This is a genomic window from Alteromonas sp. MMG017 (assembly GCF_018100795.1).
Lineage (GTDB): Bacteria > Pseudomonadota > Gammaproteobacteria > Enterobacterales > Alteromonadaceae > Alteromonas.
The window spans coordinates 348,564-364,806 of sequence record NZ_JAGJDY010000004.1 but is presented as its reverse complement, the minus strand read 5'-3'; the positions used below and the strand labels follow the sequence as shown (position 1 = coordinate 364,806).

Annotated in this window: 11 protein-coding genes; 5 read left to right on the top strand and 6 right to left on the bottom strand. The window is 45.1% G+C overall.

Features of this window, described 5'->3' with window-relative positions; genetic code table 11:
• Position 1: 1 nt before the first annotated feature.
• Complete coding sequence (locus J8L84_RS08455) at positions 2-277, bottom strand: hypothetical protein (protein ID WP_211070298.1); 276 nt, start codon at positions 275-277, stop codon at positions 2-4.
• A gap of 272 nt (positions 278-549) precedes the next feature.
• On the opposite strand from J8L84_RS08455, the gene J8L84_RS08450 reads away from it, so the two are divergent.
• Positions 550-1,047 carry a sigma-70 family RNA polymerase sigma factor gene (locus J8L84_RS08450; RefSeq protein WP_211070297.1) on the top strand — a complete coding sequence of 166 codons (498 nt, stop codon included), beginning with the start codon at positions 550-552 and terminating at the stop codon, positions 1,045-1,047.
• The gene (locus J8L84_RS08445; protein ID WP_211070296.1) at positions 1,040-1,642 is read left to right on the top strand and encodes a hypothetical protein; all 603 of its coding nucleotides are present in this window, start codon (positions 1,040-1,042) and stop codon (positions 1,640-1,642) included. The genes J8L84_RS08450 and J8L84_RS08445 overlap by 8 nt, the downstream gene beginning before the upstream one ends.
• Before the next feature lie 38 nt (positions 1,643-1,680).
• Here the strand turns inward: J8L84_RS08445 and J8L84_RS08440 are convergent, their stop codons facing one another.
• Positions 1,681-5,535, bottom strand: a complete 3,855-nt coding sequence (locus J8L84_RS08440) for a translocation/assembly module TamB domain-containing protein (protein ID WP_211070295.1) — start codon at positions 5,533-5,535, stop codon at positions 1,681-1,683.
• Positions 5,532-7,346, bottom strand: a complete 1,815-nt coding sequence (locus J8L84_RS08435; RefSeq protein WP_211070294.1) for an autotransporter assembly complex family protein — start codon at positions 7,344-7,346, stop codon at positions 5,532-5,534. The genes J8L84_RS08440 and J8L84_RS08435 overlap by 4 nt, the downstream gene beginning before the upstream one ends.
• Positions 7,347-7,680: 334 nt before the next feature.
• On the opposite strand from J8L84_RS08435, the gene J8L84_RS08430 reads away from it, so the two are divergent.
• Both J8L84_RS08430 and J8L84_RS08425 read left to right on the top strand, forming a co-directional pair.
• Positions 7,681-9,666, top strand: a complete 1,986-nt coding sequence (locus J8L84_RS08430) for a prolyl oligopeptidase family serine peptidase (RefSeq protein ID WP_211070293.1) — start codon at positions 7,681-7,683, stop codon at positions 9,664-9,666.
• 196 nt (positions 9,667-9,862) lie between these two features.
• The gene (locus tag J8L84_RS08425) at positions 9,863-11,110 is read left to right on the top strand and encodes a multidrug effflux MFS transporter (RefSeq protein ID WP_211070292.1); all 1,248 of its coding nucleotides are present in this window, start codon (positions 9,863-9,865) and stop codon (positions 11,108-11,110) included.
• A gap of 97 nt (positions 11,111-11,207) precedes the next feature.
• On the opposite strand, the gene ilvC is transcribed toward J8L84_RS08425, so the two are convergent.
• Positions 11,208-12,686: a ketol-acid reductoisomerase gene (ilvC, locus tag J8L84_RS08420; RefSeq protein ID WP_211070291.1), complete on the bottom strand. Its 1,479-nt coding sequence runs from the start codon at positions 12,684-12,686 to the stop codon at positions 11,208-11,210.
• Positions 12,687-12,840: 154 nt separating this feature from the next.
• Between ilvC and ilvY the strand changes: the two genes are divergently transcribed.
• On the top strand, positions 12,841-13,707 hold the full coding sequence (ilvY, locus tag J8L84_RS08415) for an HTH-type transcriptional activator IlvY (RefSeq protein ID WP_211070290.1): 867 nt from the start codon (positions 12,841-12,843) through the stop codon (positions 13,705-13,707).
• Positions 13,708-13,842: 135 nt separating this feature from the next.
• Here the strand turns inward: ilvY and J8L84_RS08410 are convergent, their stop codons facing one another.
• On the bottom strand, positions 13,843-15,357 hold the full coding sequence (locus J8L84_RS08410) for a YifB family Mg chelatase-like AAA ATPase (protein ID WP_211070289.1): 1,515 nt from the start codon (positions 15,355-15,357) through the stop codon (positions 13,843-13,845).
• A 90-nt stretch (positions 15,358-15,447) separates the two neighbouring features.
• Complete coding sequence (locus J8L84_RS08405; protein WP_211070288.1) at positions 15,448-16,062, bottom strand: trimeric intracellular cation channel family protein; 615 nt, start codon at positions 16,060-16,062, stop codon at positions 15,448-15,450.
• Positions 16,063-16,243 lie beyond the last annotated feature (181 nt).

Here is a 16,243-nt window from a genome sequence, read left to right as displayed (position 1 = left end):
TCTAAAGCGCATTAATTTTTTGATTCAGTTCATACGCCGGCTGAGTCACTATGGCTTCCAGTGTTTCGACTCGCTCTAGTAAGGCGGCAATTTGCTTATCTTTTTTCTCAATAAGTTGTTGTTGCTGCTGTGTGGCTTTGCTAGCAATGAAAGGATTGCTACACGTACCACTCATCCAGTCGTTGAGGCGCCATTGAAATTTAGCATCTAAGTAACTTGCGCCTAGAGCGATGATGGTGATAAAGCCAATAAGTAAAAAAATGCTTAAGGTAGACATAGTGTGCTCCAAGGTAAAAGTTTGCGTCCGGTTTTGTAACTAATTTTGTACCCAATAGTGGTGTTTCGATAACACCCTTCATGCTTACTAGTCTTTAGGTTTCAAAAAAAATTACAAAGAAATGTAATTTTTTTCGCTCACCCTAGACTACACAAAATAAGCACTGGTGATTTCTGTCATCACATGCATGTAAGAAAAGTAAATGGGTGGCTCTTAACGTAATAGTCGGTAATACAGTGCAGTGAATAATAAGAAATACTGGGGATGAGAGATTGGGGCAAGGATTTGAAGATGTGTTTGCACAGTACGGTAGTCTATTAAGCCGTGTAGCAAACAGTTACGAGGCTAACCATGCCTTACAGCAGGAACTGCTACAAGAAATAGCCATTGCTGTGTGGCAGGGGCTTGTGCGCTTTAAAGGCGATAGCAGTGTAAAAACTTATATTCTAAAAATTGCCCATAACCGCGCCGTTACTCACGTGGCAAATCAGATGAAGCGCGTCGATACCGATGAGTACAACGATGACGTTGTTATTGAGCAAATGTCACAAGTCTCCCCTGAAACGGCCACCAGCCAGCAACAATCACTAACACGATTACTCGTTAAAGTACGCGCACTAGCGGTACAACCGCGACAAGTACTTACCCTTTCCTTAGAAGGCTTATCTTACGATGAGATTGCTGATATATGCGGCCTAACCAAATCTCATGTAGGGGTTATTTTAAAGCGTGCTAAAGCAAGTGTATTGGAAGGAAACTCTGATGAATGACAATAACAAAAGCGCTGATAATGGCAGTAATAGTGACAATGACCTCAGCGCGTTATGGCAAGCCCAACCCGTGTCGAATGTAGATTTGGATGAGGTGAAAAAAACGTTTAAAAGCCAAACAAGAAAGCAGCGTCTTTACATAATGGTAGATTGCCTCTCAGTTATCCCAATGGCATGGATGTTTTTGTATTACTGGAGTGAGTTCCCCCCACTGGTACGTCTTTTAAATATTGGTCTTATTATTTTCATTTTACCTTTACTTGGCTATCAGCTTTGGCTTAGAAGAGTGGCTGCGTTTGGCAGTAATGCGCAAACTAACGATCATGTTCAACAATTGAAAAAGCAGTTTAAAAACAACGCACGTATTGCCTTTATTAACAAACATTCTGCCTGGATAGCCGTTCTCATTGTTATTACGTTCAATACCATCTTTACCTTGGCTAAGGCTGCTGAAGAAAGGGAGTATGGGGTGGTAGTGCTGGTAACGGTAATTACCGCTGGTATTATGGCGGTGTGGTATGTTTGGGCGCATCGCAGGCAAAAGCAATTTGAACAAAAATTAACGGCATTAAATGATATGAGCGACGGCGGCTAGTCATTTTTGAAGACCTGCCGCCCGTCATTATGAGTTAGCTATTTTGTCGCTTTTTCAGCCTTTGAGGTAGCAGCTTCACCGTTACTGGTATCGCTGCTTTCGTTGTTGTTTCCATCACCACCCTCATCTTCAACACGATCTTCACTATCATCATCGTCTTTTTCTTCTCCTAAGAAGAATTCATAGTATAAATCTAAGGCGAATTCAGACTGATCCTCAATGGTGGTTTGTACCGCTTCTAAAAATAAACGAGGCAACAAGCGGTAGCGCAATGCTAAATCGGGCGGGTCTTGCCTACGGCGAAGGGTGCTGCTTGAATCATTGTTACTCAACCCCACATCCACGTTATATTCAGCCGTTAACCTGTCATTAATCTGACCGGTTACCGACAGTTTGTTCTCGTTAGTGCTTAAGCTGAAATCATCAATGCCTAATGCATTACCTACTTGGCCGGTTAAGGTTTTGGTATTTGAAAGGCCAAAGCCCAGTAACAATGCCGTGTAGTTAGGATCTTCGCTTTCAGCGTCTGGGCCAGACCCTGTTAGCAAGTACGAAAGTACGTTTTGCTGATCCATTGCAGGCTCTGAGAATAAATTAATGCTAGGGGAATCGGCGGCGCCGTCTATTCTAATGCCGGCAATCACATCATCGTCTGTTTTGTCTGGGTCGCGAATGGCTTCAATTAGCAGCATGGGTTGATCGATAGGGCCATTAAACTGCACTTCGCCCGTTTGAATAACCAGCTGCTGGCCGTAGGCGTTATAACGGCCGTTGAGTATTTGTAAATCACCAAAGCCCACTAAAGCAGGTTGGTTATTCACTTTTACGCCGCCGTGCAAACTTGCGGTTAAGCCAAATGCTTCCAGCTTCACTTCACCGGTTTTGCCTTTATCGATATTGACCATCACAGACGCATGGACAATATCAAGGGGTTCTTCTTTAGGCGGTTCGCCGCGAAGGTGAACATCTTTAGACGGTGACACCGCGCTTTCAGGTAATGATTCAACTTCAATACGCGCCCAAGGTATATTGACACTGCCTGATACATCAACCTTGTCAGCGGTAGCCGCTACTTTCAAATCTGGCGATACCCGCAAACGCATGTTTGGTTGGCGTACCTCAAATTTATCGCCTTTCAAATTAATGTTCGCGCTTGGTACATCAGCCCAACTGAGATCGCCGTTTAGCGACCCTTTACCACCGCCCAGCAAAAATGTGCCGTCGAAGTTGGCTTGTTGGCCGTTTAACGTAATTGATTGAGTCCAGTTTTCCAGTGACACGGGCGTGTCTTGAATATCAATGGCGCCGTTTTCTATTTGTAGTTCACCTGTGAGGTCCGGTGAGTCGATAAATCCCGCCAGCGTGATCGTGCCATTCATTACACCCGTAAGGGTGCGAATAGCAGGAGATAAAGGCTTCAGTGGCGCGACATCGATGTTAACTAGTTCCAAATTACCGCTTATGGGTTTGCGTTCCTCAAAAGGCGAAGTACTAATATTGAGGGTGGCATTACCTAAATCTTCACTGGCAATAAGCGACTTAGCTTTAAGCTCACCTTGCTTGAAAGTGCCGGTGGTTTCCACAGAGTTAACGCTTATAGCGAGTGGTCGTTCTTTTCCTAATTGCCATGTGGCTGGTGATAAAGACGCCGTAAAAGTCGCATCAATAGGATCGGCCTGAGAATATTGGCCTTGGGTTTTCACCGATAAGGTTGCCGGTGCTGCTGCCGCAATCATATCTGGCGCAAGCTCGTGCGCCCACAAGCCAACAGGCAGTGCCTTAGCCCATACATTCCACTTCGCTTTATTTTCTTGGTAGTTCAAGCTGGTGATACAAAGTTCACCCTCTTCCCGAGAGTGCCAGCAGTGTTCGCCCACATTGGCGCTAAGCGGTGCCGTGCCGACATTGAGAGAAAATGGTGATGACAACGCCCAATGCATATTGGCGAGTTTTAATTTGCTCTGTTCTACCTGACCCGCCCAAGCATTGTCTTGCCACTTACCTGCAACGCTAAGGGCAACGCTATGCTCAGGCAAGGTTATATCTAGGTCGACCTTATGGCTTGTGTATGAGCCATCAATAACAAGCTTGCCATTAATTTCGCCTTGTTGGGCTGCCGCGTTTGAAAGCGCAGGCGACACCGCAATATTTGAAAAATTAAGTGCGCCTTTGGCAACGGGGTTAATCCATGGGCCTGTGGCTTTTATATTGCCAGATATCGCCCCAGCTACTTCAGGGTAAAGGTCGGCAATTTCCGCTACATCAAGACCAATATCAGCGTTAATATAGCGTTTGTTTAACAGTTGGCCTACCACATCAATTTTATTTTCGGCTTGCTCTACGGCTAGCGAAGCAACCAGCAAGTCGCTGGGGCCGGAATAAACGAAAGCGCCGGCTACCGAAAAGGGTTTGTTTTGCAAAACGCCTTTTAAGTCTAAATCTCGAATACTGACTTGCGGGCCTTTTTCCGTATATTGCATCACGCTGGTAAAGCCACCTTCTAACTGCTCAGGCGCGTATTCAGAAAACTGAACACCAGAGACATTGGTAAACGTAGTGTTTCCTTCCCAAGAAATAGCCTCATCTAAGTACAAGGTACCGGTATTACTGATACTGCCTTCTAATGCTTCGATTTTGGCTTCGTTCACGTAGATGTTGTGTTCTTTTAGCACCACATTTAGCGCTACAGGCACCTTGCCTACATCGGGCAAAGTGGCAGCTGCCCCGCCATCTAAAATGTAATCACCCATGGTGCCGTTAAGGGTTAGTGCGCCATCGTGAAGGGTGCCAGACTCCATAGTGGGTAAGGGCTGTTCTTTCCATGATGCGCTAAAGGAAATGGGCAGGTTGTCACTAAGTACATCGGCAGACAGGTTTACTTTGGCATTCATCACACCGTCAGTTTGTAGGTCAGCTTCAAGTGCAGCCAGCGAGCCTGATGCTTGAAAGTCTACTTGCTGCTGGCTGTCGTCTATAGGGCCGCTACCGTTCAGTGAGACTGATAACGGATAGGCACCATCAAGGGTGACCGCAATGTCGCCATTAAGCTTGCCTTGTGGATGAACTACGTCCAAATTGGCCAACGATATATTAGCATTGGCAAACTCAAAATCCTTAAAAGCGAATACTGATAAGGTTTGGGCTGTATCGCCTTGATGTAGTGTGCCATTGGTCAGTGAAAACTCTCCAATTCTTATAGGAATAGGCGATGAAACTGTGGGCAGTTCTGGGGCGGTGTATGAAAGCGAATAAGACTTTGGTAGTGATTTGTTCGAGGTGCTATTGTCAGCTCTACTTTCAGAGGTAGCACCATCCTTGTTCGCGTTAGCCGAAGAGGCTGTTGTTTGAGAGGATGCTTCAACTTGATGAAGGGTAACGGCTAAATCTTCAAGCGATAACGACGATATCGTCAGCTTATCGTTGCCTAAGAACTCATCTAAGTTTAACTTCCCTAGTTCAACTGTCTGACTCGACATTTTTAAGGTAAAACGCTCAACCTTGGCTTGGTTTACCTCTATAGGTAAAGGCAGCGTAAAGTTTTCTGTTTCTTCGGCTGATTCTGTTTTTGGTGACGCTTGTAATTGTTCAACAAGAATTCCGCTGGCATTGACTTCGTTGACGCAGACTCGAGGCTCAAAGATACAGCGCCACGTAACATCAAGATACGCATACTCAGCGTGCACCCGCCACTGCGCATTCTCCCACTTTACCTGTGAAATAGTGAGGTTGTCGGCAAGACCACCCTCAATGCTTTCAATACTCAGCCCGCCTACTAAATTATTGGCAATTAGGCGTATGGTCGGCCCGCCTAGTGGGCTAATTAATAATCCGTAAACAAACACCACAATAAGTACAGGCGTTAGTAGAATGGTTGAAATCGTGCGCTTTCTCATAACTCTGGCCCCAACATTAGATGCAGTTGCCATGTCTTTTCATCTGGTGCAAAGCCGCGAGCCACGTACACGCGTACAGGGCCTATTGGGGATAGCCAATGAAAACCCGACCCCACGCTGTAAGTTAATGTGGTATCTAAATCATTGGTGGCCGTACCCGCATCGGTAAAGGCGGCAATACGCCAATTTTGTGCAATGCGATAGGCATACTCCACGCTGGCAGTGGCTAAGTATTTACCACCAATGGCATCAGTTACGATGTCACCGGTTTCAGGGTCGATAACATCATCAGTAGGCGAAATTTCTCGGTAATCGAACCCGCGAACACTTTGGTCGCCACCGGCATAAAACCGCAGTGATGTTGGTACTTGTGAAAAATCATTGGTTTTGATTGCGCCAAGCTCACCGCGAATAGCGACCCGATGCACGTCAGAAAAGGTACGAATGACCATGCCTTCCATCACAGATTTCACAATATTAATATCTGAGCCAAGATTATCTCGCCCCACTTGGGATAAAAATTGAAAATAATTCCCATTATTAATATTAAGGTCGTTATCTTTGGTTATGTAAGTAATAGAGTAGCCGGGCAATATAAGTGATGTAGTGTTGTTGTCAGTGTCGCCTTGATCATAGGTTTCTTGTAAGTATGTGATAGAGCCATCATGCTGCCAAGGTGAATGATCTTCCTGAAAGTAGCGGTGAGCAGCAAGTGACAAGGTCTCACTTTCAATCGAGGTGTTACTGTATTCAATAAATTGATAACCAGCTTCAAAACTAATGTAGTCTCTGGTGATGTTCTGCATCGGGATACGATAGTCGGCAGTAACAGATTGTTCTGGTTGAGAGATAAAGATATCGGATGATACAGAGTGACCACGATCATTTACCCAAGGGCGTTCCCAGCCTAAAGTAACGCGTGGACCCGTATCGGTGGCAGCACCAACCGATACGTTAAACGCATCCTTTGGGCGGTGTGACAGCGATACTTCAATCGGTACATTTAGTCCCTCTGCATCGCTTACCACTGGCCGCGCAATTACCCTATCAAAGTATCCCGATTGATTTAACGAACGGTTGAAATCTGACAATCTTGCTGATGAATAAGGCTTGCCTTCCTCAAACGGGGTGAGCCGTTCGATAATTGACTTCGCTTTGTCTTCTCCAACAAACTTTAGTTTACCAAAATTATAACGGGGGCCGCTTTGGGCAATAAGAAGAATGTTAGCTTCTTTTTCCTCTCTGACTAAATCTAACCGCGTGGCTTGCCAATAAAAATCAAAGTAACCATGAGACAAGGCATAATTAAACATCGATGACTTAAACGACTCGTAAACGGGTTGATTAAGTACATCCCCTTCTTTAAGCGAAAACCCATTAAAGCGGCTTCTAAAGTCGCTATCTTCTCGTCCTACACCAATAATTTCTCGGGTGACCTTTGATACCAGAAGAGGTTCGTTAAGTGAAACTGTCACAACGACCTCATCGCCTTCAGTGACTTTTACTGTTGCATCACTATTGTAATAGCCAAAGGGCTGCACGGCAGTGGCTACCGTCGCGATAACTTCGTCCTGCCAGAATGGGTCATTCAATAGCTCGGTTTCTACATCTAAATTGTTCAAGTGTAGGCGAATATTGTCTTTAAGCGTGTCTTGCTTTACCCCATTAACTTTGTAGGTAATCGCTTGAGCAGAAGAGATAAAAAAGACAAATAGGCACAGCGATAAAAACCGAAGAGCGTACCCTCGGTGGCGCCAGGTTTTAATACCCGCTAGCGGCGTTTTTAAAGAAGAGAGAAAGCACGATGGCATTGAAAAATGCGATTCCTTGTAGCAAAAAAAAAGAGACGGCGCAGCTTCAGCCTTTACAAAAAAGGGGCGCTAATATGATACGAGATAACTAACACAGCATCGACGATGCTGATAATACCACACCCCTTTGTATACTGCGTATTTAGTAAAAAAGCACAACTAAAGTACAGGTTAATGTCACGTTCTTTTTAGTGTAGTGTTTGGTTTGAATGTAACCAATTATTACAATTAAACTTTCTTTTTAAACTATAAATCGTTGTATAGTGTTACAAACTTCGAGCTAATCACAGGATGAATAGTTCAATAAGGGTTGTTAATAAGCAAAGGAAAATATATGCGCTGTCGGTTTTTTTCGTGTATCCATTCAGTTACCTCTTTAGTTGTTCTGTTTTTCTTAAGCTCAATAAGCGTTAGTGCGCTAAGTGATGAAAATACCGCAGAACCAGTAGAACGTGTTTCAGCCCCCCTGCCTTACACCGTATTTAGTGCCCTACCGGCTTATCGAAGGCCCGCATTGTCGCCTAAAGGCGATAAAATTGCGTTTGTGAAGAACGTTAATGAGCCAGATGAACTATCGGTTTTAGCCACGTTTGACCTGACCACAGGTAAGTTTCACTACCTTATTCACTCCGATAACGAAAAAGTTAAGATAAATTGGTATCGATGGGTTAACGATGAGCGAATCGTGGTTAGTGCTCGTTATGAAAGCCGTCGTGGCAATACGCGGGTCTATGATACTCGCCTACTGGCTATGAACTTCGATGCGCAGGGCGAAAAACCTAAACACCTTTTAGACTGGCGAAGACTGAAACGAAGAGCGGCAGATCCTAATCGTGTGCCACAATTTCAAGATAATGTGATTGATTGGCTACCTGATGATCCTGAACACATCTTAATGGCCATTGACGTAGAAGTTTTTGCCCTTCCTTCTGTATTCAAAGTGAATGTCTATACGGGCAGTACTACAAGATTAGAGCGTGGGAAGCGCAGTATTAGAGATTGGGTCGTTGATAGACAGCATAATGTTCGAGTGGGTATCACACTAGATTATGACAGTGGTGAGCGCCACGTATTACTTAAAGAAGATGATAGTTGGCGTACCTTGTTTAGTTACAATGCCATGAGTGAAAAAGGTGAAATGCCTCTAGGCTTTGGCCTCGATCCTAACATTCTTTATTATCGCGGCTACAAGGGAGACTACAAAGCCTTGTTTACGTTAAACCTCGAGACCAATGAGCACACAGAAATTTTCTCTGATGAAGGTTATGACGTAGATGGCAGTTTAATCTACTCCCCTGTTACCAACGATGCTATTGGAATTCGTCACTATGGTAGACACTACTGGGACGAGCGTTATGTCGCACTGCAAAATGGCTTAGACGAAGCGCTGGTCGACTATTCCAATACACTCGTTAGCTTTAGCCGTGATGAGAAAAAATATATTGTGTATTCTGAGTCAGACACTATGCCAGGCGCCTATTTCATTGGTGACCGCGAAAAAGGTTCATTAGACTTCCTGTTTCAGCAGTACCCTAAAATTGAAGAGGGCATGCTGACTGAGCACAACCTGATTACTTACACTGCCCGTGATGATATTGAAATTGAGGCTTACTTAACCTTGCCGAATGGAGAAGGGCCGTTTCCTACGATTATTCACCCTCATGGTGGACCCGGTGCGCGAGATTTTAGTGGTTTCGATTACTGGACCTCGTACTTTACCAATAAGGGCTACGCGGTGCTTCGCCCTAACTTTAGAGGCTCGGAAGGTTATGGCTTCGACTTCGCGCAAAGCCAGATGAAAAGCTGGGGGCTGTCGATGCAAGATGACATCACAGACGCAGCAAACTGGATGGTTGAGCAAGGTTATGCCACCAAAGACAATATGTGTATTGTTGGCGCGAGTTACGGCGGCTATGCAGCGTTAATGGCGGCAGTGAAAACGCCAGATTTATTTCAATGTGCAGTAAGCTTTGCCGGTGTGAGTTCATTAAAGCATATCGTTATCCACGCCAGACGCTTTGTGAATTCAGACTTGGTGAAAGACCAGATTGGTGATGACTTCGACGATTTGGAATCACGCTCACCTTATTACAATGCAGAAGGGATAAAAACGCCGATTCTACTGGTGCATGGTGAAGAAGACCGCATCGTTAGACCATTACAAAGTCGTTATATGGCTGACGAACTCGAAGATTTAGATAAAACATTTAAATATGTCGAGCTAGAGTCGGGAGATCATTACTTGTCTATACAGGGCAATCGACATCGCTTCTTTGCTGAAATGGATGCATTTTTAGATAAGTATTTGAAAACAGAATAAACCTTTTTTCACGCTGTACTCTCAAAATAGCCAGAGCCGCCAAGTTCCACGACCAAATAGCGTGAAACTGGCGGCTTTTTGTTCATCTTTACGTTACACTTCTGCCCATTCAGCGTGCAATTATGATGCACTAACGCGTCAATCATCACACTGAGCAACACAAGTACTATCCCCTTCTTCGTTAAATAGAGAAATTATGTCCCATTCAAGCGAGACCGCGCCTAATGCTGGCCAGCCTCAAGGAAAGCCCCCTTTAGGGTTAATTGAATTTGTAGCACTGATGGCTACCATGACATCGCTGGTGGCGTTAAGCATTGACGCTATGCTGCCTGCACTACTGCAAATAGGCGATACGTTAAACGTAGACGAGCCACATCATACCCATCTTATTGTGACCGTTTTCTTTATGGGAATGGCCTTTGGGCAGATGTTCTTTGGTCCATTTGCAGATAGTCGTGGTAGAAGGCTTACCATTTTAATTGGGTTGTTTGTTTTTGCGATTGGTACTTTCGTGTGCATGTCGGCCACTAATTTAGAAACCATGTTGGTAGGGCGTGTAATACAAGCCTTTGGTGTGTCTGGACCTCGTATCGCTGCCATGGCGATTATTCGCGACTTGTACGTGGGTGATGCGATGGCCCGGGTGATGTCATTTATTATGATGGTGTTTATCCTGGTGCCTATGATAGCGCCCATGGTGGGCCAGGCAGTCATGAGCTTTTTTGGGTGGTTTCATATCTTCACCCTATTTTTAATTGTGGCAACATTAGCCGGTACATGGTTTTTCAGTCGGCAGGGGGAAACCTTACCTCGGCATAAACGCAGGCCGTTTTCATTTAAGCAGTTTTACTTGTCATCAAAATTTATTCTTACCCATGCAACGGTAATGGGGTATACCTTCGCCATGGCGGGTATTTTTGGTTCGTTTCTGGCGTATTTAAGTGCCTCACAAACCATTTTTCAGGTGTATTACGGTGTGGGCGATATGTTTCCTTACATATTTGCAGTACTGGCATTCTCGATTGGTTTAGCGTCTTATTTCAACGGCACTATGGTGATGAAATTCGGCATGCGCCGTTTGTGTCGGTTTGCGCTTAAAGGCGTTAACGGGTTTGCTGTTGTCTATCTTGCTTTATTGTTCGCTTACGATGGGTTACCGCCACTTGTGCTTACCGTAATTACCATGTTCGTTGGTTTCTTTTTTGTGGGCATTTTATTTGGCAACTTAAACGCACTTGCCATGCAGCCATTAGGTGATATGGCAGGGCTTGGTGCTGCTATTATTGGTTCTCTTTCTAGTCTTTTTTCTGTGCCTATTGCGCTGTTCGTAGATAGCTTTTTAGATGGCAATTTATACCCGATAGGTGTGGGCTTTTTTGTCTTCTTTGTGTTGGCTTACTTTGCAGTTAGATATGCAGAGCGAGTTCGCGAATGCGGGGAATAGGTAAAAACAAATAGGCATAAAAAAGCCCGACCAAATTGGTCGGGCAAGAGGGCTTATATAAAGCACCTAACGACAGAAACTGTCCTAACCTCTGTTTTTACACAACTATGGCTTTCATGTCAGTCATGTAGCCACGCAGGGTCTTACCTACTTGCTCAACACCGTGAGTGCGGATAGCTTCGTTAATATCAACAAGGCGCTTGTTTTCAACCTGATTAGAGGTTTCTGACAATCCCTTACCAATAACTGAAGTATCGATAGTAGGCATAAATTTCTCACGCAAAATTGGAATTGCTGCATTCGCAAACAAGTAGTTTCCATATTCTGCTGTGTCTGAAATTACCACGTTCATTTCATACAAACGCTTACGAGCGATGGTATTAGAGATAAGTGGTGTTTCATGCAGTGATTCGTAGTACGCAGACTCAGGTAAGATACCCGCTTCAACCATTACGTCGAAGGCCACTTCTACACCGCACTTGATCATGGCAACTAAAAGGATGCCGTGGTCAAAGAATTCTTGCTCGCTGATTTCACCTTCATAGACAGGTGCGTTTTCAAAACCAGTTTCACCGGTTTCTTCGCGCCATCTAAGTAGATTCGCATCGCCGTTTGCCCAATCTTCCATCATAGTGCGAGAGAACTCACCGCTAATGATGTCGTCTTGATGCTTTTCAAACAGTGGGCGAAGCATGTCAGTTAATTGCTCTGACAAATCGTACGCTTTTACTTTAGCTGGATTTGATAGGCGGTCCATCATGTTGGTTACGCCACCAATCTTAAGTGCTTCAGTGACTGCTTCTAAGCCGAACTGAATAAGTGCACCAGCATACGCTGCGTCTATGCCATCAGCGGTCATTTTCTCAAAAGCAAGTACTGCTGCAACTTGTTGCATACCACATAGAATGGTTTGCTCGCCCATAAGGTCTGATTTAACTTCAGCTACAAACGAAGACTCAAGTACACCTGCACGATCGCCACCTGTTGCACTCGCTAATGCTTTAGCGGTATCCCAACCCTTGTTTTCAGGGTCGTTCTCAGGGTGAACAGCAATCAATGTTGGTACACCGAAACCACGCTTATATTCTTCACGTACTTCTGTACCTGGGCACTTAGGTGCACACATCACAACCGTAATATCGCTACGGATTTGTTGGCCTTCTTCAACAATGTTGAAGCCATGTGAGTATCCAAGTGTTGCGCCTTTTTGCATTAACGGCATTACCGCTTCTACAACGCTTGCATGCTGCTTGTCAGGCGTTAGGTTGTACACCAAATCAGCACTAGGAATTAATTCCTGATATGTGCCAACGGTAAAACCATTGCTAGTAGCACGTTTGTAAGAGTCGCGTTGCTCTTCAATGGCTGCTTGACGCAGCGCATAAGAAACATCTAACCCAGAGTCACGCATGTTCAAGCCTTGGTTAAGACCTTGAGCACCGCAGCCTACAATGACAATTTTCTTGCCTTTTAAGAACTGACAACCGTCAGCGAATTCTTCGCGTGCCATGAAGCGGCAGCGGCCAAGCTGATCTAGCTGCTGGCGTAGCGATAGGGTATTGAAATAATTAGCCATAAAAATTCCGAACAACATTCATTTTCGTCATTATCAACAACCAACCGTGGCGTTGACGACCTCGTCTATGACGACTTGCTACGGAGATTAAGGGATTTCTTTTGTTTTGGAAAATGATATATTTGCAAGATAATATTGCAATAAGTGAAACACTATGGATTTTCGTAGCCTTCAACTGTTTACGCATCTCGCCACAAGCCTACATTTTGGTGATACTGCGCAAGCTATGTATGTGTCGCCTTCTACGCTAAGCCGCGTAATACAAAGGCTAGAGGATGAATTGGGTTGTACCCTGTTTAAACGAGATAACCGTAAAGTGGCACTCACCCATAGTGGGCACAAACTGCTGTCTTTCTCTACCCAAGCATTAAAAGACTGGCAACAACTGAAGGTAGACTTACGAGAAGACAGTAATTCTTTGCAAGGCGAGATAAGTTTGTTTTGCTCTGTAACAGCAAGTCAAAGCCACTTACCGGCCATCCTACGTCAGTTCAGGGCGCAACATCCAGGCGTGGATATTCGCTTAATTACGGGCGACCCCGCATTAGCCATAGATAAGGTAAAGCAGAAAGAGTGCGACTTATCGATAGCTATCTATACGCCGGATTTACCTACAGACTTACATTTCTCCCCTTTGGATAACGTGCCTTTGGTACTTATTGCGCCCCGTGACTGGCGATTAACTCAATTGACTCAGGTAGATTGGACCAAACATCAGGTGATCATGCCTGAGCATGGGCCAACCAGACGCATCGCTTACCACTGGTTTGCAGAGCATGGGATTAGGCCAAATGTTTATGCTTCCGTGGGGGGCAATGAAGCCATTGTTAGCATGGTGGCTTTAGCGTGTGGTGTTGGTTTTGTGCCCAAAGTGGTGCTCGATCATTCCAGTATGGCAAGCTTGGTAACGCAAATTCCGGTAGATGATATTGAACCCTATGGATTAGGCCTATGCTGCTTGCAGGATAAGCAAAACGAGCCACTTATAAACGCATTTTTACAGTTAGAAATGGTGCCCTAAACTGTTCAATGATGAACTGTTTAGCCATACAAGCGGCGTTAAGCTTGGAAGTTAAAGCTAGTCTTTAGGTATTAAAAATTTGGCATCAAGCTTTAAACTTTCGGGCTACTTGCGGTTAGGTTATCACCTAATATGCTACTGACTACTGAGCTGCTTAATTAAGGTGTCCAGTGCACGGTAACCTAGTGCTTCGGCTAAGTGAGCGCGGGTAACCGTAGGCGCTTCAGATAAATCTGCTAACGTCCTCGCGACTTTAAGGGTGCGGTGGAACACCCGCATCGACAAATTCAATTGTTTAGCCGCCGCTTGTAAAAAACGTAAGTCCGTGTCGGTTAATTGGCATAAATCAGCAAGCTCACCTGCATTTAACTGTGCATTGGGCTTACCTTGCCGAAGAAGCTGTACTTCCCTTGCCCGTAATACCCTATTCCTAGCCTCTATCATGGAATCAGACGCAGAGTTTACCGGTGGCGATAAGTCGTAACTGGCAAGCCTTGGTACTTCCACTTGTATGTCTATTCTATCTAACAAGGGGCCCGATAACCTATTTAAGTAACTTAACTGCTGTTGTGGGGTTAAGCGGTTGTCGTCTATATCGCCGGTAGGGCTGGGGTTCATAGCCGCTATTAATTGAAAATTAGCAGGGTATGTAGCGCTCGCCATCGCACGGGATATATGTACATCCCCCGTTTCTAAAGGCTCTCTAAGTACATCTAATGCGCGGCGGCCAAATTCGGGTAATTCATCTAAAAATAATACGCCGTTGTGGGCTAACGATATTTCGCCAGGTACAGGCTGCGAGCCACCGCCGGTAAGCGCTACTGCAGAGCTCGTATGGTGTGGGCTGCGCATATGGCGCTTTAAAAATCGCTCCACATTTAAATTTTCCCCTTTTACTGAATGAATGGAGGCGACTTCTAAGGCTTCTTGTTCAGTCATCGGGGGTAATAATGCAAGTAACCTACTGGCCAGTAAGCTTTTGCCTGTACCTTGTGGGCCCACCATAAGCAGGTTATGGCTGCCTGCTGCGGCAATGGTTAATGCACGTTTAGCTTGGGTTTGGCCAATAATATCATCCCAGCCCAAACTGCTAGATAAAGAGGCACAAGGGCTGAAGGGCTGGCCTTTATTGAGTTTTTTATTATTCGCCAAATGCTCGTAAACAGACAGAAGATCAAACGCTGGGTAACGCGTAGCGTAAGAGACTAACGAGGCCTCAACATCGTTAACCCCCGGAAAAACAAGTGGCGTGTCGTCGTCGGCTGCCGCAATTAAAACAGGAATAAGCCCGCTTACTGGCTTAATTTCACCGTTTAAGCCAAGCTCGCCCACAAAGGCAATGTTAAGCACACTGGTATCGGGAAGATAACCTGACGCTACCAAAATACCCACCGCAATGGGTAAATCGAAGCGGCCGCCGTATTTAGGAATATCAGCAGGGGCCAAGTTAACGGTAATGCGCTTTGCCGGAAAATCGAAACCACTATTAATAAGTGCACTACGCACCCGCTCTCGAGCTTCTTTTACACTGGTTTCCGCCATACCTACTAACTGGAACGCCGGCAGACCATTAGCCAAGTGAATTTCTACCGACACCTCGGGGGCTGCTACGCCCTGCCCCGCAAAGGTTTTAACTACTGCCATGCTCATAAATTGTCGCTCTAGAAGAAAGTACCTAAAGAGAAATACTTTAAGTGAGCGTGGTAAAAGCTGAAACTGTACTTAGGGCAAGAAGAAGGACTAATTTTCGTTATAGAAGACCGGCATTTCCCAGTGCCAACGCATGGCGCCTAACCGCATTAATACTGTGGTCGCAAGTGCAACTGCACCGCACCATTGGGCCTCCAAGCCCAGATACATAGCGAGTCCGTAGGCCATCCCGCCCACAATACAGGTCGTGGCGTAGAGTTCACCGCCCAGTACCAAAGGCACTTCTCTGCATATAACATCACGCAATAAACCACCAAAAACCCCTGTAATGGTGCCCATAGCAATGGCTACTGCAATACCTGTGTCATTGGCTAAGGCTTTTTCAATACCCACTACATTAAATAGCGCTAATCCAAAGGCGTCAGCAATAAGCAAATAGTGATAAGGGAAGCGCGGGCTAACTCGTAACCAAATGATAGGAATGAAGGCAGCAATAAGTGTAGTGTAAAGATAATCGTTATCGGCAATCCAGAATACGGGAACATCCAGCATCATATCGCGCAGTGTTCCACCTCCTATAGCAGTGGCACTTGCCAATACAATAACGCCAAACCCGTCCATCCGTTTTTGGTACGCCATTAAGGTGCCAGAAATAGCACACACAGCTACCCCTGCTAAATTTAACCAGTGAAACCAGTCTACCATTGTATTGCGATACCCTTTTTTATCTTATGAAAACTGCGTTTGAACCGCAAAATACTTGATTTCGGCAGCGGTTTCATGCTATTTCTTTGCGCACATTAATCGTGTAACGGCCAATTCACGTTTAATTGGGGTGAAAAAGCCATAGCCCTATCGTACAACCATTCATTTTAGCATTCATCCA

What these genes read in the sequence shown, in the direction of transcription:
- J8L84_RS08440 (WP_211070295.1), bottom strand. Translation starts at nt 5,535, where the DNA reads ATGAGAAAGCGCACGATTTCAACCATTCTACTAACGCCTGTACTTATT.
- J8L84_RS08435 (WP_211070294.1), bottom strand. Translation starts at nt 7,346, where the DNA reads ATGCCATCGTGCTTTCTCTCTTCTTTAAAAACGCCGCTAGCGGGTATT.
- J8L84_RS08430 (WP_211070293.1), top strand. Translation starts at nt 7,681, where the DNA reads ATGCGCTGTCGGTTTTTTTCGTGTATCCATTCAGTTACCTCTTTAGTT.
- J8L84_RS08405 (WP_211070288.1), bottom strand. Translation starts at nt 16,062, where the DNA reads ATGGTAGACTGGTTTCACTGGTTAAATTTAGCAGGGGTAGCTGTGTGT.
- J8L84_RS08445 (WP_211070296.1), top strand. Translation starts at nt 1,040, where the DNA reads ATGAATGACAATAACAAAAGCGCTGATAATGGCAGTAATAGTGACAAT.
- J8L84_RS08455 (WP_211070298.1), bottom strand. Translation starts at nt 277, where the DNA reads ATGTCTACCTTAAGCATTTTTTTACTTATTGGCTTTATCACCATCATC.
- ilvC (WP_211070291.1), bottom strand. Translation starts at nt 12,686, where the DNA reads ATGGCTAATTATTTCAATACCCTATCGCTACGCCAGCAGCTAGATCAG.
- J8L84_RS08410 (WP_211070289.1), bottom strand. Translation starts at nt 15,357, where the DNA reads ATGAGCATGGCAGTAGTTAAAACCTTTGCGGGGCAGGGCGTAGCAGCC.
- J8L84_RS08425 (WP_211070292.1), top strand. Translation starts at nt 9,863, where the DNA reads ATGTCCCATTCAAGCGAGACCGCGCCTAATGCTGGCCAGCCTCAAGGA.
- ilvY (WP_211070290.1), top strand. Translation starts at nt 12,841, where the DNA reads ATGGATTTTCGTAGCCTTCAACTGTTTACGCATCTCGCCACAAGCCTA.